We start from the raw sequence: 19,653 nt of genomic DNA, 5'->3' as shown, positions 1-19,653 counted from the left end.
TCACTCTCCAATCAAACCATGCAACCTTCCACCTCAAAATCTCATTCTTAATCTTCAGGCATTGGACGCCCCTTGGTTTCCGGAAGAAACATCAGCGCCACCAAACCGATCAAGAAGATCACGCTCATGTAGCTCGCCGCATCACGGAACGAATCAATCTTCTCCGTCGCCGTCACCGCCCCCGTGCTCGCCCAGGTCTTGATCGACGCCGTCTGCAGAATGCCCAAAGCCGCCACAAACCGGCCCACATTGTAGCAAAAACTCGTGCCCGTGCTGCGCAAACGCGTCGGGAACAACTCCGGCAGATAAATCGCAAACCCCGCAAAAATCGCCAACTGGCAACCGCCCATCACCGCGCTCATCCAGATGTCACCGGGACCATTAAAGAATTGGAAGAAACCCACCGTCGCCAGCAAAGCCGCCACAAACGCCACTGCAAACGCCTTTTTCCGACCGATCACCTGCGCCAGTTTCGTCATCAACAACATCCCGATGAACGCACCGACATTCTGCACAATCGAATTCAGCCCAATGTAGTGGGCCTTCGCCCCGGCAATTTCCGACGCCGGCAAATTCTGCGCCTTCAACGACTCCTCAATCACCGGTCCCACCAGCTCAGGCGAGAAAAACCCGATTCCCCACAGCCCGATCACCCCGGCCACCGAAAGCATCATCCCAAACAACGCCGGTCCCCTCCAGCGCTTGTCTCCAAACAACGAAGCATACGAACCAAACTTTGCCCCACTGATCCTGCCCGCCTCACGCGCCTTCACCCACTTCTCCGGTTCCTTCAAACGCATCTGAATAAACACGCACAAAAACGCAGGAGCCGCCCCCACGATAAACATCAACTTCCACGACCAGTCCGCCGAAATCTCTCCCCTCGAAACCATGCCCCCGACCCACATGCTGATCAATCCCGCCGTCACGTTGCCCACTGCCGAGAGCGCCTGTAAAGTCCCCAATGCTCCCGCACGAGCCGAATCTGGCAGCGCATCCGCCGTCAGCGCCACCGCCAGCCCAAACACCCCACCGACTCCAAGACCGGTCAAAAAGCGATAAACTGCAAAATCCACCCACCCTTTCGACAACGCCGACAATCCGGTGAACACCGAATACATCAACACCGTGATCGTCAGCGTCTTCGCCCGACCGATCCGATCTCCCACCGATCCGAAAATCAATCCGCCCGTCGCCCACCCTGCCACAAAAATTGCCGTCGCATACGTGCCATAGGCATTCGCGTCCATGTCAGGAGGCAACAAACTCTTCATCGCCGCACCACGCGCCAGAATGAAAAGCTGCTGATCAAGGCAGTCAAACATCCATGCCAGCGAGGCCACAATAAAGACAAACCAGTGATATTTCGAGAGCTGTGTCCACCAAGGTCCCGTGGATGAGGAAGGCGCTGAGCTGGAATGCATGGGAGCGCGACTTTGGCCGCAGTTCCCTCAAGCGCAATCGAATAAGTAGACGCAATATCAAAAGGCTGGACCACGAAGTTTCACTTCACTTCAATCACCCGCCCCCGCCCCCTCCCCGGCGTCACCCCAAACACCTTGCGGTAACAACGAATAAAATAATTCGCCTCCGCAAACCCGCACGCCCGCGCCACCTGACCCACATTCATCGACGGATCCCGCAACAACCCCTGCGCCCGCTGCAACCTGGCCTTCAGCAAATACGCATTGAACGATCCGCCGCTAAACTCCGAAAACAACCGCGACACATGATTCGGATGCAGCCGCAAAAATGCCGCCACATCCGCCCGTCCAATTCCCTGCGCCAGATGCTCCTGCACATAATGACAGGCGGCACGCCAGGTGAAATGCGCCCGCCTCACGCCCGTCCCCGCCGCCGGCTCCTGATCCATCAACTCCCGTGCCTTGATCAAAACCAACTGCAGCAACCGGCACAAATAGCGGTCATCCACGTTCCGACTCCCACCCCGCTCAAGCGCCTCAAAAAAGAAACGCAACTCCTCATCCATCGTTGCCCGACTATGATGCGCCAGCAAAAACCGATGCGCCACCTTCCCCTCGCCCCGCTTCTTCCGCGCTAATAAAAACCTCGTCAACTCACCGGAGAACACCACGCCCAAAGCCAGATAATTGCCATCCGCATGCGGCTCCATCACGCAATTCGGCGCCACCACAATCGCCTCCCCGCGCCTCAACGTTACCACCGATAGCACCCCATCACGCATCACCTGATACTTCGCCTCCCCCGCCAGACACAGACTAAATCTCGGACAATCCAGAATTCCCATAATTTCACCCTCTTCCGGCACCGCCCGCTCCGACACCAGATACACCGCGCCCGGAAATCCCCGCTCGATCACCGAATCCATGATCCCAGCGAGTCTACGGACGCCGTTAGCATTCTGCATACGTTTCTTTTGTGCTACTTTTGTTAGCTTTTTCTTCTATTTTACTCAGTAACACCTCTCTAAAGTCGTTCCCGACAAGTTGCAAATATTCCATTCTTCTCATTTTCGCCACTCACTTCTACACGCCACCATGAACCATCCAAGCCACCCATTTTCCCGCCGGGACTTCCTTCAATCCGCCATCGCTGGCTCCCTTCTCGCCCCCATTTCCACCCGCGCCACCGAGCCCCCAAAATTATCCTCTGCAAACTCCCCCGCCTTCCACGAACCCGCTCGCGACCTCGCCCTCATCAATGACACCGACGTCATCGTTTGCGGTGCCGGCCCCGCCGGAGTCTCCGCCGCCATCGCCGCCGCCCGCACCGGAGCCAACGTCCGACTCTTCGATACCCACGGCTGCCTTGGCGGCGTGTGGACCGCCGGACTGCTCACCTGGATCTTCGACTTCGACAAACCGGGCCTCACCAATGAAATCCGCCAACACCTCGACGCCCGCGACGCCCGCCGCGGCACCAGCCCCAAAGTCTTCGTCTACGAACCCGACGAAATGAAACTCCTTCTCGAGGACCTCTGCACCGAATCCGGCGTCAAATTCCGTCTCCAAACCCGCGTCGTCGCTGCCTATCGTGACGGACGCCAGCTCACCACCATCATCACCGAATCACGCAGCGGCCGCGAAGCCTGGCGCGCGCCCGTCTTTATCGACTGCACCGGCGATGGCATCCTCGGTGCCCTCGCCGGTTGCGCATGGGACCTCGGCGACATGGGCAACGATGCCGCCCGCGAATGTCTCTGCCAGCCCCTCACCATGAACGCCCTCGCCGCAGTCAAGGACGTCACCCAGATGCAACCCTACATCTCCTTTTACCAAGGCGACCTTAACTGGCACGTCAAGGCCACTGAAAACTTCAAAGCCGAAATCCGCCGCGCCGGCATCGACCCCTCCTACGGCATGCCCACCATCTTCCACGTTCGCGACAACATCGTCCTCATCATGGCCAACCACGAATACGGCATCCGTCCCGATGACGCCGACGCCATGACCGCCGCCACCGTCCGCGCCCGCAAAGAAATCCACACCATCACCCGCGCCCTTCGCAAACTCGGCGGCGTCTGGGAAGGATTACAAATTGTCGCCACCGCCGAACAAATCGGCATCCGCGACGGGAAACGCATCCATGGCCGCTACATGGTCACCAAACAAGACCTCAGCACCCACGCCCGACACGACGACGCCGTCGCCCGCGTCACCTTCCCCGTCGACATCCACGCCAAAACCAAAACCGACAACGACAAACTCACCATCGAACGCGGCGGCGTCACCAAATTCACCCCCTACGACATCCCCCTCCGCGCCCTCATCGCCAAAGACGTCGACGGACTCATGATGGCCGGACGCTGCATCAGCGGCGACTTCATCTCCCACGCCAGTTACCGCGTCACCGGCAACTCCGTCGCCACCGGCGAAGCCGCCGGAGTTACTGCCGCCCTCGCCGCCCAAAGCAAACGCCAACCGCACCAAGTCAATTGGGCCGAAGCCAAAGAACTGCTCGCAAAAATCACCCGCGTGTAGCCCCAAAGCGACCACTCCATTTCCTTCACCCAGCACCTCGCGCATCGAAATCGGCGCGCTGAGTCACTCCATCGGGATATTCATTTCACTATCCCGCCGAAAAATCATCCCCAGCAGAGTTTTTCGACACCAAATCATTTGCACGCGCAGGTTGCCATTGAACATTATTGTATCTAACCACCTTTAACCGACCTCAATCGACCTCAACCGACCTCAATCGACCTCAATCGACCTCAATCGACCTCAATCGACCTCAACCGACCTCAACCGACCTCAACCGACCTCAAGCACCCCCCCTAAATCAAAACCATCGATCCGTCAATGAATCCAGCCCCAACGGGGCGACCTACGACAGCCCAGGGCAACGCCTTGGGACCTATCCCCCACCAAACCCCCGAGCCCTGAAAGGGCGCCCCAAAATGCCCCAATCCCTCGCCCGTCTCCACATCCACCTCATTTTCAGCACCAAAAACCGCGAACCTCTCCTCCACGATGGCGTCCGCCCGGCGCTCCACGCCTACATGGCCACCGTGTTACAAAACCTCGGTTGCCACCCCGTGCTCATCAATTCAGTCAACGACCACATTCACCTTCTCTTTGAACTCGCCCGCACCGTGACGATCAGCAGTGTGGTTGAAGACATCAAAAAACATTCATCCAAGTGGATCAAAACGCAGGGACCTGAATTATCCCTTTTCGCCTGGCAGGCCGGATATGGCGCATTTGCCGTGAGCCAATCCAATGTCGCCGCCGTCCGAAATTACATCGCCAACCAGAAGGAGCACCACCGAACAAAAACGTTTCAAGAGGAATATCACGCGTTTCTGAACAAGCATCGGGTGGCCTATGATGAACGATATGTGTGGGATTGAAGACTTCAGGTCGCCCCGTTGGGGCTCGAATAATTTCTGGACGCCCTCCCCAGGGCGTTGCCCCGGGCTGTCGTAGGTCGCCCCTTTGGGGCTTAAATTCGTTGTCAATCATGCGGCGGAACGCGGAGTTATGCACAGCGACACCCCGCTCCTCTGCAAGAAAACCTATCTCTACTGTTTATTGTCCCCATGCCTTCCTCCCCTTCCGCATCCAACCGCCGCCGCTTTTTGGGCAGCGCCATCGTAGGCCTTGCCACCGCCCCTCTCCTCAAAACCCATTCCGCAGAACCCTCCCGCACCTCCACGCCATCCGACGGCTTCACCATCCCCTCTGAAAACGTCCCGCTCACCAACGACGCCGATGTCATCGTCTGCGGCGCCGGTCCCGCAGGGATCGCCGCCGCCATCACCGCCGCCCGTGCCGGTGCCAAAGTCCGCCTCTTCGAATGGCGCGGCTGCCTCGGCGGCATCTGGACCGCCGGACTGCTAGGTTATTTTCTCGACTTCGACAAACCCGGCCTGTCAAAAGAACTACGCACCAAACTCGACCAACGCGGGGCCTACACCGGCCATCGTCCCGGTTCGTTCAGCTACGATCCCGAAGCACTCAAGCTGCTCCTCGAAGAACTCTGCGTGGAAGCTGGCATACAATTTCAATACCACACCCGTGTCGCCGCCGCCTTTAAAGAAGGCCGCCAGCTCACCACCATCATCACCGATTCCAAAGCCGGACGTGAAGCCTGGCGCGCCAGCGTTTTCATCGATACCACCGGCGACGGCGACCTCGCTGCCCAGGCAGGTTGCTCCTTCGATCTCGGCGATCCCGCTTACGGCGATGGCAACAGCACTGTCACCTGCCCCTGCCAGCCCATGTCGCTCAATGCCCTGCTCACGGTTCGCAACCCCGAAGCCCTTCGCGAATTCATCCGCTTCGGCAATCCGCTGGAAGGCGAAAACACCAACGACCAGAAGAAAAACCGCATCCGCGAAATCATCGAGACCACCGGTCACTTCCCCTCCTACAGCAAACCCACCCTCTGGCACGTCAAAGAAAACCTTGTGTTCGCCATGCTCAACCACGAATACGGCGTCAAACCCTTCGATGCCGCCGCTGTCACGCAAGCCACCGTCAACGCCCGCAAGGAAATGAACAAGATGGTCGACGGACTGCGCCAGCTCGGCGGACCTTGGGAGGGCATTCAACTCGTCGCCACCGCCGAACAAATCGGTGTGCGCGATGGACGTCGCATCGCAGGACGCTACACCGTCACCAAAGATGACGTCATCAATGGTTCACGTTATGACGACGGCGTTACCCGCGCCACTTTCAGCGTCGACATTCACGCCACCACCGCCGAGCACAACCAAAAATCCGCCACCCACGCCACCGGCATCAAGGTCAAACCTTACGACATCCCCCTGCGCGCCCTCATCGCCCGCGACGTCGACGGACTTATGATGGCCGGACGCTGCATCTCTGGCGACTTCATCTCACACTCCAGCTATCGCGTCACGGGCAATGCCGTGGCCATGGGCGAGGCCGCCGGTGCCACCGCCGCCATCGCCGCCAAAACCAAACGCCAGCCCCACGAAGTCCCCTGGAGCGAAGGCAAAGAGCAGCTCACCAAAATCGCAGCAGGTTAACCGAAGAATCGCGCTCTGCCGGTTCACCTCTGCCTCTCGCCCTCACCATGAACTAAAAATTCAAAGTGAGTCCCGCCTCACAGCCTGTTTTTAACGAGGAACAAGAAAGAAGCGAAACCTCTTCGACTTGGCCGGTCCACCAGATTGGTTTTCCTCTTCAATCTCTTCTTTGGCAGCAAGTTCGGTTTCAAAAATCTTGCTCACCAGCCTGGCCATGCCGTGTTTGATCAGCGCCCCACCACGGGTATGCGATTTGAATTCCACCGCACGGATGACACTGTCCTGAGGGAAGAATTTTTGGGTAAAATCGCGCAAATACTCAAGCAATTCGCCATCTTCGTGAACACGCAGCACCCGGTAGGTCGGGAACTCATCACGATACACCTCGCGAAGAAACTTGCCGCGCTGTTCTTTGCTAAGATCCTGGTAGCCCGTCACCGGCGTCGTATCAAAAACCACGGCACGATCCATGTGCGGCAATGCCGAATAATAAAAATGCTGGGCCAAACCACCTCCCAATGAGTGACCAGTGGCCGTGAAACGCGCCTTCCCTCCGGTTTGCGCCCAAAGCTTCCGGTGAAGCTCCAAGCCCACTTTGTTGACGGCGTCATATTGATCCCCCCGATCACCACGCGCCCGCCACAGTCTGAACCAGCGCATGTTTGTCCTCATGTCCGCAAAGCTGTCGGTCCCTTCAAAAGCAAACACAATCTCCTTGATCTCACCACCAACCCTCTTCTCCCACACCTCGAAATACAATTCCTCAGCCGCACGCGTGCCTTCCTCCTCCTCATCGAAAGCGTAAATTCGACGCCAGCCGTCTTTTGCCAGCCTCACCCTGCTCTCGGTCACAAACCCGCTGCGGTCGTCTGGCAGCTCCGACAGCTTCGTGCTGACCCTGCCGCCTTTCATGCTGGCAATGTTCCCATTGCCCGGCCCTTCGTAAGCAAGCAACGACAACATCGCATAGGGTGCAACCGCTTGTGACCATTGGACCTGTCGGCTCAATTCCTCCCGGTGAACCCTGATTTCGGTCGAACAAGCGGAAAACAGCATGGCAACACCACAGGCGACCGGCAGGAGAACTTGGGACTTCATCTCTTTTTTCTATCCATTGACGAATTAGAGCGCAATCTATTTTTTGATCAACTATCAATTTTCTCATCTGCAAGAATCAACCATCGATTGCGGTTATCCTTTCATGCCAATTCAGTCACCTTCATCGGCCTCCCCCAACCGCCGCCACTTCCTCGGCAGCGCCCTCGCAGGCATCACCGGCACCCCTTTGCTACTCTCTAACGCGACGGCATCCACGACGCCAATCAACTCCGGCCTGAACGAACCCACGCGCAATCTCCCCATCACGGACGACGTCGATGTCATCGTCTGCGGTTCAGGTCCTGCTGGCATCGGAGCCGCCATCACCGCCGCCCGCAGTGGAGCCAAAGTCCGCCTCTTCGAAGTTCACGGATGCCTCGGCGGCGTGTGGACCGCGGGTCTGCTCAGCTACGTGCTCGATGCCAAAAACACCGGACTCAATCAGGAAATCGTCAACGAACTCACCGCACGCTCCGGCTTTAAGGCAAACACGAAGAGCGCCTACTTCTACGATCCCGAGGAAATGAAACTCCTCCTCGAAGAAATGTGTGTCGCCGCCGGAGTTAAGATCCAGCTTTTCAGCCGCGTTGTCGCTGCTTATAAAGACGACAACAAGCGTCTCAGCACCATCGTCACCGAATCCAAATCCGGACGTCAGGCATGGAAGGCCCGTGTCTTCATCGACACCACCGGTGACGGCGACCTCGGTCACCTTGCCGGATGCGAATGGGAACTAGGCGAAAATCAGGCCTGTCCCTGCCAGCCCATGACCATGATGGCCATGGTCACCGTTCCCAACCCCGAAGCCTTGCAGCCCTTCGCCTCCCACTACGGTAGCCCCTCCTGGCGCAAGGAACCGGTCGAAAATCTCCGCGCCGAAATGGCCCGCTTTGGCCACAATCCCACTTACGGCACGCCTTCATTGTTCCACGTTCGCGACGGCCTGTTCAACCTGATGATCAATCACGAATACGCCGTGCGCGCCGATGATGCCGATGCCATCACCGCCGCCACTTTGCGTGCCCGGGCGGAGATCCACACCATCACCCGAGGCCTGCGCAAACTTGGCGGGCCATGGGATGGACTGCTGCTTGTCGCCACCGCCGAGCAAATCGGGGTTCGCGATGGACGCCGCATCAAAGGCCGCTACTTCATGACCAAGGAAGACCTCATCGAAGGCCGCCAACAGGACGACGGCGTCGTCACCGTCACCTTCAACGTCGACATTCACGCCGTCACCAAAAAGGACAACGAAACCAAGCCCTATCACAACGCCGGGGTCAAAACCAAACCGTATCACATCCCCCTCCGCGCCCTCATCGCCAAAGACGTCGACGGCCTCATGATGGCCGGACGTTGCATCAGCGGCGACTTCATCTCGCACGCCAGTTATCGCGTTACCGGGAACGCCGTTGCCATGGGCGAAGCCGCAGGAGTCACCTCCGCCATTGCCGCGCAAAGCAAACGTCAACCCCATGAAGTCGACTGGTCCGAATCTAAGGGCCAGCTCGCCAAAATCGCGCAAGCGTAATCCTCCGGCCATCCAACCCCTCCCCCCTCAAACATCCCGGCGCCTGATCCCCACCGCCAGCACCAACGCCACCATCGAAAAAACCGCTCTTGAAGGCTCAGGCACCGACGCGATCCCATCCAAGGTCGCGCTGTTCCCAGCAGAAATCGAGGTGTTGAGCCTCGTGGTGCTGAACACGAACCGGTCAAGCGTCACCCCACCTTCCCGGTTGCCAATGGAAAAGGTTACATCCACCGGCGTTGTTGCACTCGCTCCCGTAATCGTAAAGGTCAGCGGATTGGTCGAAGTGCCCGACAGCTGCGCCTCATCCCAGTAAAAAAACCGCCCATCGTTGGGATTGGGAGTTGGCGAATCCGCCGGTAAATGCCCCTGAGGAGAAAGATGCTGGGCATACCAGTCCACATCTGCTCCTCCACCGATCGCCGGAGCCAATCCAAGATCGCGTGCGATATGAAACGAATCTTCATTACCATAACCAGGAGGCGAAGGAGCGCCGGATACGATGTCATACATCGAATAGCGGGAATAGACGTAGTAAGTTCCATCAGCAATGAACTGCAGACTGTAAGTCGCAAACGAACTTGGCGATCCACCATTCCTCGAATACAAAGCATCTCCCACCGCATTCGATCCGCCTGGCAACGTCTTGGTGCCGGTGGTGGTAGTGATTCTCTCCCAACCAGTGCCGGTCAGAGTTGTGTATGACTCCGCTTCGAAAGCGAACTGACCAGAAGTCTGCTGAACCAGCACCACCGCATGAACCGATGGCATCTGCACCGCGCCCCACACGAGAGTTAGAATCCAGATCAAACCGAAACGCCTCATCATCAACATGATCAATGATGTCCCACCCCTCAGCCTCAGGTCAATCAAAAACTCCCATCGCCTCAACGTGGGCCCTGCTCACCACATTCAGTGACTCGAATCCATTCGTTGCAATCCCGCCAATTGCCCCAACACTGAGCCTGCAACACCGTCACCACCCCCAACCCTCCTGACCCCTCGTGATCACCCGACTTCTCTGTTGTCTGCTGCTGACCTCGGCGCATGCCACCGAGCCCGTCCCTTTCATCGTCCAAAGCCATCGCGGCGCCGGAGTGCTCGCCCCGGAAAATAGCGTAAAAGCCTTCGAGCTTGGCTGGGAACTCGGCGCCATTCCCGAAGCCGACATCCGCACCACTTCTGACGGACACATCGTCGTGTTTCACGACAAGAACTTCGCCCGCGTCGTTCATGATCCCTCGCCGGAATTGAAAAAACAGGGCGTGCGCGACCTCCCGCTCAGCGCCATCCGCAAACTCAAGATCGGAGCCGAAACCGGCGATCCCAACCGCACAGAACACATCCATACCCTCGACGAGATCTTCGACTTCATGCGCGGAGAACCGCACCGGCGTCTCTATCTCGACATCAAGGAAGTCGACCTCAAAGATCTCGCCAATCTGGTGAAGAAACAACAGGTCGGGAGTCAGGTCATTTTTGCTTCCACCATCATTGACGAAATCCGCGCATGGAAAGCCCTCCTGCCCGATGCCCAAACCTTGCACTGGATGGGTGGCAAAGAGGAGAAACTCCGGACCCGCATCGATCAGCTCAAAACCGAAAACTTCGGCGGCATCACTCAACTCCAGATTCATATCCGCGAACCCAAAGACGCCAACGGCATGCGCACTCTTCAACCCTCCGAGGCTTTCATTCGCGAACTCGCCGCCGAACTCAAGCCACGGGGCATCCTTTTCCAAGCCCTTCCCTGGGCCGCCTCAGAACCCGCCATCTACGAACGATTACTCAATCTCGGAGTCCAATCGTTCGCCACCGATCACCCCGATGTCGTCATCCCCATCATGCGCCGTCACCAAACCACTACCACTACCACCACAACAACATCCCCGTCCCCCTAACCCCGCTCGATGCCAACTTTCCCTGAACCCGCCTTTAGCAAACTTCGTCAATCCCGCATCATTGCCGTTGTTGTCCTCGATCATCTTCCCGATGCCGTCCCTCTTGCCACTGCCCTGCTCGAAGGCGGCATCAACTGCATCGAACTTACCTTGCGAACCCCCGGCGCACTGAAAGCTATTGAACTGATCAACGCCTACCTGCCCGACATGACCATCGGAGCTGGAACCGTCCTTACTCCATCCCAAGTCGAAGATGTTCATCGCGCTGGAGCCGACTTCGCCGTCGCCCCTGGCACCAACCCACGAACCATCGCTGCCGCGCGCGATCTCGGCCTTCCTTTTGCGCCCGGCATCTGCACCCCCACCGACATCGAAATCGCCCTCGAATCCGACTGCCAGTTGATGAAGTTTTTCCCCTGCGAAGCCAGCGGCGGACTCCCCTATCTCCGCCAAATCGCCGCCCCCTTTTCCCACCTCGGGGTGAAATTCCTCCCGCTCGGCGGCATCAACCCTACCAACGCTGAAACCTTCCTTCGCGAACCGCTCATCCACGCCATCGGCGGCTCCTGGCTTGCCCCGCGTGCCTTGGTCGCCGAACAAGACTGGTCGGGCATCACCAAACTCGCCCGCGAGGCGGGGCAGCTCATCCAAAAATCGCGGCGGCAACCTGAACCCGAATTCACTTCATGCGGTTGATCTTCCTCCTGACGATCCTCTTCAACGCGCTCGCGCTCAACCTCAGCGCCCAGGTCAGCACCTATCAACCTTGGGCGCATTCGAATGATGCCGTCGCCAAACTCTGGCAGCGCATCAGCCAGGGCCAGGTCACACTCGATTCCAGCAGCGAAAAAGCCTTCCTGCGCAGTCTCCTCGCCGCCCTGGAAGTTCCCATCGAATCGCAGACCCTTGTCTTCTCAAAAACCAGTCTGCAAAACAACCTCATTCACCCCCAACGCCCCCGCGCTCTTTACTTCAACGATCACCTCTACATCGGCTGGGTGCAGGGCGGTGTCATTGAAATCATCGCCATCGATCCCGGTCAGGAACCTCAATTCTACTCCCTCGACATTCCCGTCAACTCCCGTCAACCCCCCAATCTCGCCCCCAGCGAGCAGTGCTTCTCCTGTCACGAAACCACCCGCACCCAACGCGTCAAAGGCCTGCTCGTGCGCTCCGTCTTCACCGCCGATTCCGGCCAACCATTGCTCCGTCACGGCAGCTTTCTCACCACTCCCGACAGTCCGATTTCCGAACGCTGGGGCGGATGGTATGTCACCGGCAAACACGGCAGTGAACTCCACATGGGCAACGTCACCGCCAGCGAAAACCCTGCGGGTGACAGCGTCCATCTTCCTCGCAACAAAGGTGCCAATCTCGAATCCATCGCCCACCTCTTCGACACCGACCCCTATCTCACCACCACCAGTGACATCGTTGCCCTCATGGTGCTCGAACACCAATGCGCCATTCAAAACCTCTTCACCGCCGCCACCCGATTTACGTTGGAAGCCCTTGAACGTCAACGCGCCATGCAAGACGCCTTTGGTGATCCCATCTCCGACGAACCCCAAGGCTCCGCCCTCAGCCTCATTCAGCATCACGCCCAATCCATCGTCAAATCCCTCCTGTTCGCCGACGAACATCCCCTCCCCGAAGGCGGAATCGAAGGCAATCCGGCCTTTCAGGACGCCTTCCGCAAAAACCGCAAGGAAACCAGCGATGGCCGTTCCTTAAAAGACTTCCAGCTCCACACCCGCCTATTCAAACACCGCTGCAGCTACATGATCCACAGCGAATCATTTCTCGCTCTTCCACCTGCCCTCAAACAAGCCATTTACCAGCAACTCGAATCCGCCCTCGATCCCACACCATCCGAAGGCGGCATGCATCTCTCCGCTTCCGAACGCGAACATCTTCGCAACATCCTCACCGAGACCCATCCCGAAATCGCCAAAGCCTGGAAGATTCAAACTCCCTAAACATCACAACCCCGGCGGATGCCGCATCTGGTAACCCGACGCCAGCTTGCGCGATTTTGGCCTCCATCTCGGCCCCTCACCTCGTCCTGCTCCCCAATCGCTCGTGTCAAAACGCAGTCCGCAGATCGACATGAATACATGTCCATCCGTCACAAACAGCGTGATGAACTTCCCTGGCCCCGGACGCCCGTAGTCCTTAAACGCCTTGCTGTGCATCGGTCCACGCAGCAGGCCCGCGTGATACAGCACATAAGAAACTGATCCCGAACAATCATACCCCCGGTCATACAACTTCCGATGACCGCCCCCAAACACGTAAGGTTTTCCCTGCAAACTGTTCGCCGCCTTCACCGCATGATGCACTGCTGGCGGCACCCCGACCGGAGCCTTCGCCACTTTCCCATTGTAACTCAGAAAAGGATAAGCTCCCGACGCCTGCGCCTTGGTCAGCCACAAGCTTTGCAAAAGAAACCACACCACCACACTCGCCAAAATCCAGCGAATCGGAGAACTTGAAGACGACCGTTTCATAAAGCTTAATTATACAATAATACACATTATCCATAATTTCCATACAAAGCCAATCTTTTTGTAAAAATTCGTTTGGCCGAGCCTTCATCGTTTCCTCCTTGCACCCACTGCGAACCGTGCCAACTTCCGCCCCCCTTTCCCGCACTCCTCTTCCATGTCATTGATCGTCCAAAAATACGGTGGCACCTCGGTCGGCAATCCCGAACGTATCTGCAACGTCGCCCGCCGCATCCTCGAAAGCCAGCAAGCCGGCAACCAGATCATCGCCGTCGTCTCCGCCATGTCCGGGGTGACCGACAACCTCCTCAAACTCGCCAACGCCGTTTCCCCAGCTCCTACCGAGCGTGAACTCGACGTCCTCCTTTCCACCGGCGAACAACAAACCATCGCGCTCACCGCCATGGCCATCAACGCCCTCGGCGGCAAGGCCGTTTCCCTCACCGGCGCGCAGGCCGGCATTGAAACCGACGGCGTCCACACCAAGGCCCGCATCGCCAACATCACGCCCACCGAAGTCCACGAAATGCTTGATGAAGGCAACATCGTCATCCTCGCCGGATTCCAGGGCAAAACCAGCGACGGCCTTATCACCACCCTCGGCCGCGGGGGTTCCGACCTCACCGCGATCGCCATGGCCGCCGCCGTGAAGGCCGACCTCTGCCAGATCTTTACCGACGTCGACGGCGTCTACACTTGCGACCCGCGGGTCGTTAAGAAAGCTCAAAAAATCGAAACCATCAGTTACGACGAAATGCTGGAAATGGCCAGCAGCGGCAGCAAGGTGATGCAAAGCCGCAGCGTCGAATTCGCCAAAAAATTCGGAGTCCGATTCGAAGTCCGCAACAGCATGAACACCAACCCCGGCACCCTTGTGAAAGAAGAAACTCCAGGCATGGAATCCGTCGTCGTCCGCGGCATCAGCATCGAACGCAATCAGGCAAAAATCACCATCGATGACGTCCCCGACCAGCCCGGTGTCGCCGCCCTGATTTTCGGTGCCATCGCCAAAGCCAACATCGTCATCGACATCATCGTGCAGAACGTCAGTTATGACGGCGAAACGGATGTCAGCTTCACTCTCAGCGCCGCCGATCTCCCTAGAGCCGAAGCCGAAGTCCGCAAAGTCCTCGCCGACATCGGCCCCAACACCGATGTCCGCAGCGAAAGCGGCATCGCCAAACTCAGCATCGTCGGCATCGGCATGCGCAGCCACAGTGGCGTCGCCGCTCGTATGTTCGCCGCACTTTCCGCCGCCGAGGTCAACATTCAGATGATCTCCACCAGTGAGATCAAAACCGCCGTGACCGTCAGCGAAGCCGACATCGAAAAAGCCGCCCAAGCCGTCCACACCGCCTTTGGACTAGACGCCGAATAATAGTCATCTTCCAAAGTAGAAGGTCCGTCCCGGGCCTTTCATCTCTTCTTCGTAAAAAAGCACCGCACTCCGGTGCTTTTTTCATACCCATTCCCAACCACGCCAACTTTCCCGCCAAAACACAATTCCAGGAAAGACATCAACGCACCCATCGCGTAATGTAACCTTCTTCTTATGCGAATCCTTCGTCTTCCCACCTTCATCCTCGCGGGCATCTTTGCCTTCACCACCTTCGCCGAAGCCGCCCCCAAAAAGCTGCTCGTTGTCTCCATCACCACAGGCTTCCGCCACTCCTCCATCGAGACCGGCGAAAAAGTCCTCGCCGAATTGGCCACCAAAAGCGGAGCCTTCACCGTCGACTTCGTTCAACAGCCCGAACCCGCACCAAAAAACCCCAACAAACCCAAACGCGAAGCCAAAGATACCGACGAAACCTTCAAGGCCAAAGAAGAAGCCTACGCCGCCGCCATGGCCGAATTTCTTCCCCTCCGCAAAGCTTGGGAAGACAAAATCACTGCCTACGCCCACGGCAAGCTGGCGACTGAAAACATTCAGCAATACGACGGCTTCGTCTTCTGCAACACCACCGGCGAACTCCCCTTCCCCGACCCCCAGGCTTTCATTGACCTGATCAAAGGCGGCAAAGCTTTCATCGCGATGCACTCCGGTTCCGACACCTTCCACAAATTCCGTCCCTATGTTGACATGCTCGGCGGCGAATTCCAAACCCACAAAGCCCAAGTGGAAGTCGAGCCCATCATCCACGACAAAGCCCATCCCGCCACCCAACCCTTCCCCGGCGGCTACAAAGTCTTCGACGAAATCTACATCTTCAAATCCTACGACCCCGCGACCGTCCATGGTCTCCTCGGCCTGAATGCCCATCCAAACGACGGCACCCCTGGCTATTACCCCATCAGCTGGAACAAGGAATTCGGCAAAGGCAAAGTCTTCTACACCAGCCTCGGCCACCGCGAAGACGTTTGGGATCCCACTTGGAAAGCCGGCACCAACGAGCGCAAAAACGCCCCTGAAATCGCCCAGGTCTATCAAGACCACATCCTCGGCGGGATTCTTTGGGCCCTCGGCCTCAAAGAAGGCGACGCCACCCTGGGCAATGTGAAGTAACTCACAAAGCTCGATCGAGACCTTTTCAATGGCTGGTTGATTCGTCAACCAGCCATTCTTTTTGCCCCAACACCGACGCCCAGCGACCCCACAATCGACGGACACCTCAACTCAACTCCGTCCCCATCCGGCGTTTGCGTCTAAACATCATCGCTGCCAATCCAACCGCGCCCAACCACAATGCGGAAGGCTCCGGCACCAGCAAAGCAGTCGCAATCGTCCCGTTGGTCTGAAACTGGCCAATATCCCATCCATAACCCGATCCCGAAATATCCGGCAAATCAAAACCCAAGTTATCATCGCCGTTGCCAAGCAGCAGCCCCGCATAAGAAGCCGCATTGTAACGGCTGTTAAACGTGACGGTATCGACATTGATCCAATCAAGCAGGTTAAAAACCTGCACTGATGTCGGCACAAAACCTGCCGCCGACACCAGCAGGTCCCCATCAAACACTAACGTGCCAGCAGACAAACCATCGAAACTAAGCAAATCACCTGAGCCGCTGGGATTGAGGCCCAAACTGACACTGCTGCCGCTTTGAAAATCAAAAATGCCGCTGCCCGAAGCCGGAGTGAACTTCAGCGTTCCAAAACTTGTCGCTGCGCCATCGTCCCCCGCTTGGATCACCGCTCCCAGTTGCGCCGCAAACAGACTGCTGCGAATCGTTCCCGTGCCGCGCAATGTTCCACCATTCTGAATGGTAACTCCACCGGTTCCGGTAGACCCAACGCCTCCACTGCCTACCTGCAAAACCCCACCACTTACCGTCGTTGTGCCGGTGTAAGTGTTGTTGTTGGTCAACGCCAAAACTCCATTACCTTCCTGAACAAGACGTCCTCCTCCAGAAATAACACCCGCAAAGTTTTGCACCCCCGCCGTGGCCGACTGTGCAAAAGAGGAGTTGAACTTCAACACCGCATTGACCGAGTTTATTGAAAAATTATTGCCCATGGTTCCTGTCGCAGACCCAGTAGACGACATCACTCCACTTCCAGTCAGTTCCAGCGTTGTTGTATCCGTGCCGGCACCAACGACAAACGTGTTGATGGCACTATTCGACGCGACTCCGCCAACCTTCAAAACCCCTCCACCAGCCGTCGTCAACGACGCTGCACTACCCGAGTTGGCATTCAAATAGTTGCCCGAAGCTTCAACCGTCATCCCTGACACCACATCAATGCGGCGCGAACCACCAAAGGTGGAAAGGTTGCCGCTGATGAACAGTGAACCGGTGTTTGTGCTGCTCCCAAAAATTGCTGAGGTGCTTGCTCCCTGGCCAAAACCGATCCGCACATTGGCGTAAATATTCCTTCCCGCGGTAGAAGTGGACGACAGCATGGTGCCCCCAAAAAGATCAATGTTGCCCCCACTCGTGCCACTGGTATTGATGTCGCCGCCAAGCCTCACATCAAGCGACCGCTCATTGCCAGACACATTGGCTTGATCTCCACCAAACAACACCACGCCACCAGACGCAATCGTTCCACCATTGGTGAGAGTAAGCACATGATCATTGGCGGCAGCGTCCGACTGAATTCTCACAGTCCCACCAGTGATGTTCAAAGAGTTCATCGTGACAGGGCCACTTACCGCCACGGCCGAATTACCTGCAATCGATGCATCATTTCCATCAGCCCATATTTGATAGCCACTACCCGTGCCCCTGTCCCAACTTGCACCACCCAACCAATTGCCCGGGGCAACGCTCGTGCCTCCTCCATTGGAAACTCCATTGGCAGTCGCTGGCGTAAAATCCCAGAACAAAGTGGCCGCACCTAGTGGAGTTTGCATTGCGGCCATGGTCAACAAGCACCCCCCACACAAAAAAATGGACCTCGTAGTTTTTTGGAAACGCGGGATAGGCACATCAGGATATTCCATAGAAGATGAGATTTTGGAGATTACGGGAACGAGGGTTTCCTTCGAATCCCGCGAAGTGCGGCTGAAGGAATTCAGAGGGCGGATGTTCGACCGCCAACTTCGGTTGCAAAAAAACCAAATATTTCTCTACTGCGAAATCCAATTCGTTCCCTCACTGGTCACATGATCACGTAGCGACAATCAAAATCACAAGTTCACTCTGAAGCATGATCTGCCTATAATTTAGGATCAAGTGACACTACTGCTCCCGAATGTCGAGCAGTTCACTTTCAAGCCTGTGACGCATTTCTGTCAAGATGGAACGGTGTTGCGCTACGTTAACAAGGTTGTGCCATTCATGCGGATCAGCATGAACATGGTAAAGCTCCTCCTCCCCATTTTCATAACGAAGATAACGCCATTCCCGGGTAGACAAGGCATGATTACCCGGATCAAAAGCCGTCACAACTGCACGTCCATTGTCCTGCTCCGGATTCTTCAACAATGGCATCAAAGACCTGCCAGCCACCTCTTTCTTTTCTGCCAAACCACACACTTCAATCAGCGTCGGATACAAGTCCATTAGACTCACCGGTTCAGCACAAACCTTCCCTCGCGGCAATTGTAAATTGGCAGGTGGAACAATGATCAAAGGCATACGTGACGATGTCCTCCAACCTGTCCACTTGCCCCAATGCTGCTTTTCCCCCAACTGCCAGCCATGATCGCTAAACAAAATGATCCACGTATTCCCCGCGTGCTCGCTGTCATCCAGCTTGGTAATCAACCTCCCGATCTGACGATCCACATAACCAATGCACGCCAGATAGGCCCGCACCGCCTGTTTCCATTGCGCGTGATCAGTCACCAACTGATGGGTGCCTGCCGTAATTGGATCTAGTGCAAACCGTCTGCCTGCCTCCCCTAAGTCGTCCAAATCATCAGGGATGCATAACGGCAGTTGAATCGCCTCCACCGGCGGCAGGACATCAAAATCTTGTTGCGGCGCAAAAAGCGGAATGTGTGGCCGGTAATATCCTACTCCGAGAAAAAACGGTTTGGTCCTTTGCCCACCCAGTTTTTCCATCGCCCAGTTAGTGATGCGCGTGTCTCCCATCTCAACATCCGCAACATCGACAGCCCCCCAATCAAACGACTCCCCTTCTTTACCATCAGCATTGCGTTCACTGGGTAGTCCGTTTAGGGGCAAAATCCAGTCTTTCCCACCGGGGCCATCAACCACCAAATGCTCCGGCGAGTCACTCCCTTTACTCGGCAATTCCGCTTCCGTATATTGCGCCTGCTCTTGAGTGAATGGACTCCAGCGCTGCTCGGTATCGAAATAGTCATCAAAAAATTGCGGCGAGGCTGCGTGATAAAGTTTGCCAGCACCAAGTGTCTCATATCCCGTTGCTGAAAAGTGAAGCGGCATCTGCAATGACTTTGCAGGCATCTTTCCACGCGTCTTCCCCCAGTTACTAAAAACACCTGTCTGATCAGGATATCGACCACAAAAGATTGCCGTGCGCGAAGCCAGACAAACCGGTGCAGCACAATAAGCATTGGTGAACAACACCCCGCGTGCTGCAAGCTTGTCCATGTGCGGTGTCCTCGCCTGTGGATGCCCCTTCATGCACCCGATCCAATCGTTGAGATCGTCCACCGCGATCAACAAAACATTCGGATGATTTCGTCGATCTTCAGCTTGAACCAGGCCAGTAAAAAGCAAGCTCCACCCTATCAAAATCATCATGTTGAATGTCATAACTTG

At 56.8% G+C, this 19,653-nt stretch carries 17 protein-coding genes; 10 read left to right on the top strand and 7 right to left on the bottom strand.

Features of this window, described 5'->3' with window-relative positions; genetic code table 11:
* Nucleotides 1–47: 47 nt before the first annotated feature.
* Entirely contained in the window at nt 48–1,325 is a 1,278-nt protein-coding gene (locus tag FEM03_RS14380) for an MFS transporter (RefSeq protein WP_138086976.1), read from the bottom strand.
* Between the two features lie 179 nt (nt 1,326–1,504).
* Entirely contained in the window at nt 1,505–2,350 is an 846-nt protein-coding gene (locus FEM03_RS14375) for a helix-turn-helix transcriptional regulator (RefSeq protein WP_206171013.1), read from the bottom strand.
* A 169-nt stretch (nt 2,351–2,519) separates the two neighbouring features.
* On the opposite strand from FEM03_RS14375, the gene FEM03_RS14370 reads away from it, so the two are divergent.
* The 3 genes from FEM03_RS14370 to FEM03_RS14360 all read left to right on the top strand — a co-directional run bounded on the left by FEM03_RS14370 (nt 2,520) and on the right by FEM03_RS14360 (nt 6,478).
* On the top strand, nt 2,520–3,962 hold the full coding sequence (locus FEM03_RS14370) for an FAD-dependent oxidoreductase (RefSeq protein ID WP_138086975.1): 1,443 nt from the start codon (nt 2,520–2,522) through the stop codon (nt 3,960–3,962).
* Nucleotides 3,963–4,381: 419 nt separating this feature from the next.
* On the top strand, nt 4,382–4,834 hold the full coding sequence (gene tnpA / locus FEM03_RS14365) for an IS200/IS605 family transposase (RefSeq protein ID WP_138086974.1): 453 nt from the start codon (nt 4,382–4,384) through the stop codon (nt 4,832–4,834).
* Nucleotides 4,835–5,023: 189 nt separating this feature from the next.
* Nucleotides 5,024–6,478 (top strand): FAD-dependent oxidoreductase, encoded by a 1,455-nt coding sequence (locus FEM03_RS14360; protein WP_138086973.1) that lies wholly within the window; start codon nt 5,024–5,026, stop codon nt 6,476–6,478.
* A gap of 90 nt (nt 6,479–6,568) precedes the next feature.
* Here the strand turns inward: FEM03_RS14360 and FEM03_RS14355 are convergent, their stop codons facing one another.
* Complete coding sequence (locus FEM03_RS14355) at nt 6,569–7,534, bottom strand: Tle-like phospholipase domain-containing protein (protein WP_138086972.1); 966 nt, start codon at nt 7,532–7,534, stop codon at nt 6,569–6,571.
* 145 nt (nt 7,535–7,679) lie between these two features.
* Here FEM03_RS14355 and FEM03_RS14350 point away from each other — a divergent pair, with 145 nt between their 5' ends.
* A complete protein-coding gene (locus FEM03_RS14350) occupies nt 7,680–9,107 on the top strand; it encodes an FAD-dependent oxidoreductase (RefSeq protein ID WP_138086971.1) in 1,428 nt (475 codons plus the stop codon).
* 27 nt (nt 9,108–9,134) lie between these two features.
* Here FEM03_RS14350 and FEM03_RS14345 read toward each other — a convergent pair whose 3' ends face one another.
* Nucleotides 9,135–9,935 (bottom strand): hypothetical protein, encoded by an 801-nt coding sequence (locus tag FEM03_RS14345; protein ID WP_138086970.1) that lies wholly within the window; start codon nt 9,933–9,935, stop codon nt 9,135–9,137.
* A gap of 176 nt (nt 9,936–10,111) precedes the next feature.
* Here FEM03_RS14345 and FEM03_RS14340 point away from each other — a divergent pair, with 176 nt between their 5' ends.
* From FEM03_RS14340 to FEM03_RS14330, 3 genes are read left to right on the top strand one after another with little or no spacing between them, the layout of a single operon-like run.
* Nucleotides 10,112–11,008, top strand: coding sequence for a glycerophosphodiester phosphodiesterase (locus FEM03_RS14340; RefSeq protein ID WP_138086969.1), 897 nt, complete (start codon nt 10,112–10,114; stop codon nt 11,006–11,008).
* 9 nt (nt 11,009–11,017) lie between these two features.
* On the top strand, nt 11,018–11,704 hold the full coding sequence (locus FEM03_RS14335; RefSeq protein ID WP_138086968.1) for a bifunctional 4-hydroxy-2-oxoglutarate aldolase/2-dehydro-3-deoxy-phosphogluconate aldolase: 687 nt from the start codon (nt 11,018–11,020) through the stop codon (nt 11,702–11,704).
* Nucleotides 11,695–12,987, top strand: coding sequence for a hypothetical protein (locus tag FEM03_RS14330; RefSeq protein WP_138086967.1), 1,293 nt, complete (start codon nt 11,695–11,697; stop codon nt 12,985–12,987). Before FEM03_RS14335 ends, FEM03_RS14330 begins: the two co-directional genes overlap by 10 nt.
* Before the next feature lie 3 nt (nt 12,988–12,990).
* Here the strand turns inward: FEM03_RS14330 and FEM03_RS14325 are convergent, their stop codons facing one another.
* Entirely contained in the window at nt 12,991–13,518 is a 528-nt protein-coding gene (locus FEM03_RS14325; protein ID WP_206171012.1) for a C40 family peptidase, read from the bottom strand.
* A gap of 154 nt (nt 13,519–13,672) precedes the next feature.
* Between FEM03_RS14325 and FEM03_RS14320 the strand changes: the two genes are divergently transcribed.
* Nucleotides 13,673–14,893: an aspartate kinase gene (locus FEM03_RS14320; RefSeq protein ID WP_138086966.1), complete on the top strand. Its 1,221-nt coding sequence runs from the start codon at nt 13,673–13,675 to the stop codon at nt 14,891–14,893.
* A 174-nt stretch (nt 14,894–15,067) separates the two neighbouring features.
* On the top strand, nt 15,068–16,021 hold the full coding sequence (locus FEM03_RS14315) for a ThuA domain-containing protein (RefSeq protein ID WP_138086965.1): 954 nt from the start codon (nt 15,068–15,070) through the stop codon (nt 16,019–16,021).
* 106 nt (nt 16,022–16,127) lie between these two features.
* On the opposite strand, the gene FEM03_RS14310 is transcribed toward FEM03_RS14315, so the two are convergent.
* Nucleotides 16,128–17,594 (bottom strand): PEP-CTERM sorting domain-containing protein, encoded by a 1,467-nt coding sequence (locus FEM03_RS14310; RefSeq protein ID WP_166442866.1) that lies wholly within the window; start codon nt 17,592–17,594, stop codon nt 16,128–16,130.
* An 85-nt stretch (nt 17,595–17,679) separates the two neighbouring features.
* Between FEM03_RS14310 and FEM03_RS24455 the strand changes: the two genes are divergently transcribed.
* Entirely contained in the window at nt 17,680–18,069 is a 390-nt protein-coding gene (locus FEM03_RS24455) for a hypothetical protein (RefSeq protein WP_166442865.1), read from the top strand.
* 72 nt (nt 18,070–18,141) lie between these two features.
* On the opposite strand, the gene FEM03_RS14305 is transcribed toward FEM03_RS24455, so the two are convergent.
* Nucleotides 18,142–19,647 (bottom strand): sulfatase, encoded by a 1,506-nt coding sequence (locus FEM03_RS14305; RefSeq protein ID WP_240772788.1) that lies wholly within the window; start codon nt 19,645–19,647, stop codon nt 18,142–18,144.
* Nucleotides 19,648–19,653 lie beyond the last annotated feature (6 nt).

The sequence above is a fragment of the Phragmitibacter flavus genome, from assembly GCF_005780165.1.
Classification (GTDB): domain Bacteria; phylum Verrucomicrobiota; class Verrucomicrobiia; order Verrucomicrobiales; family Verrucomicrobiaceae; genus Phragmitibacter; species Phragmitibacter flavus.
Note: the sequence above shows the minus strand (reverse complement) of the source record. Positions and strands in the feature narration are given on the sequence as shown.

Bases quoted from the DNA above. Each gene is read 5' to 3' on its own strand.
- FEM03_RS14380 (WP_138086976.1), bottom strand. From the start codon at position 1,325: ATGTTTGACTGCCTTGATCAGCAGCTTTTCATTCTGGCGCGTGGTGCG.
- FEM03_RS14375 (WP_206171013.1), bottom strand. From the start codon at position 2,350: ATGGATTCGGTGATCGAGCGGGGATTTCCGGGCGCGGTGTATCTGGTG.
- FEM03_RS14370 (WP_138086975.1), top strand. From the start codon at position 2,520: ATGAACCATCCAAGCCACCCATTTTCCCGCCGGGACTTCCTTCAATCC.
- tnpA (WP_138086974.1), top strand. From the start codon at position 4,382: ATGCCCCAATCCCTCGCCCGTCTCCACATCCACCTCATTTTCAGCACC.
- FEM03_RS14360 (WP_138086973.1), top strand. From the start codon at position 5,024: ATGCCTTCCTCCCCTTCCGCATCCAACCGCCGCCGCTTTTTGGGCAGC.
- FEM03_RS14355 (WP_138086972.1), bottom strand. From the start codon at position 7,534: ATGCTGTTTTCCGCTTGTTCGACCGAAATCAGGGTTCACCGGGAGGAA.
- FEM03_RS14350 (WP_138086971.1), top strand. From the start codon at position 7,680: ATGCCAATTCAGTCACCTTCATCGGCCTCCCCCAACCGCCGCCACTTC.
- FEM03_RS14345 (WP_138086970.1), bottom strand. From the start codon at position 9,935: ATGATGAGGCGTTTCGGTTTGATCTGGATTCTAACTCTCGTGTGGGGC.
- FEM03_RS14335 (WP_138086968.1), top strand. From the start codon at position 11,018: ATGCCAACTTTCCCTGAACCCGCCTTTAGCAAACTTCGTCAATCCCGC.
- FEM03_RS14330 (WP_138086967.1), top strand. From the start codon at position 11,695: ATGCGGTTGATCTTCCTCCTGACGATCCTCTTCAACGCGCTCGCGCTC.
- FEM03_RS14325 (WP_206171012.1), bottom strand. From the start codon at position 13,518: ATGAAACGGTCGTCTTCAAGTTCTCCGATTCGCTGGATTTTGGCGAGT.
- FEM03_RS14320 (WP_138086966.1), top strand. From the start codon at position 13,673: ATGTCATTGATCGTCCAAAAATACGGTGGCACCTCGGTCGGCAATCCC.
- FEM03_RS14315 (WP_138086965.1), top strand. From the start codon at position 15,068: ATGCGAATCCTTCGTCTTCCCACCTTCATCCTCGCGGGCATCTTTGCC.
- FEM03_RS14310 (WP_166442866.1), bottom strand. From the start codon at position 17,594: ATGAACTCTTTGAACATCACTGGTGGGACTGTGAGAATTCAGTCGGAC.
- FEM03_RS14305 (WP_240772788.1), bottom strand. From the start codon at position 19,647: ATGACATTCAACATGATGATTTTGATAGGGTGGAGCTTGCTTTTTACT.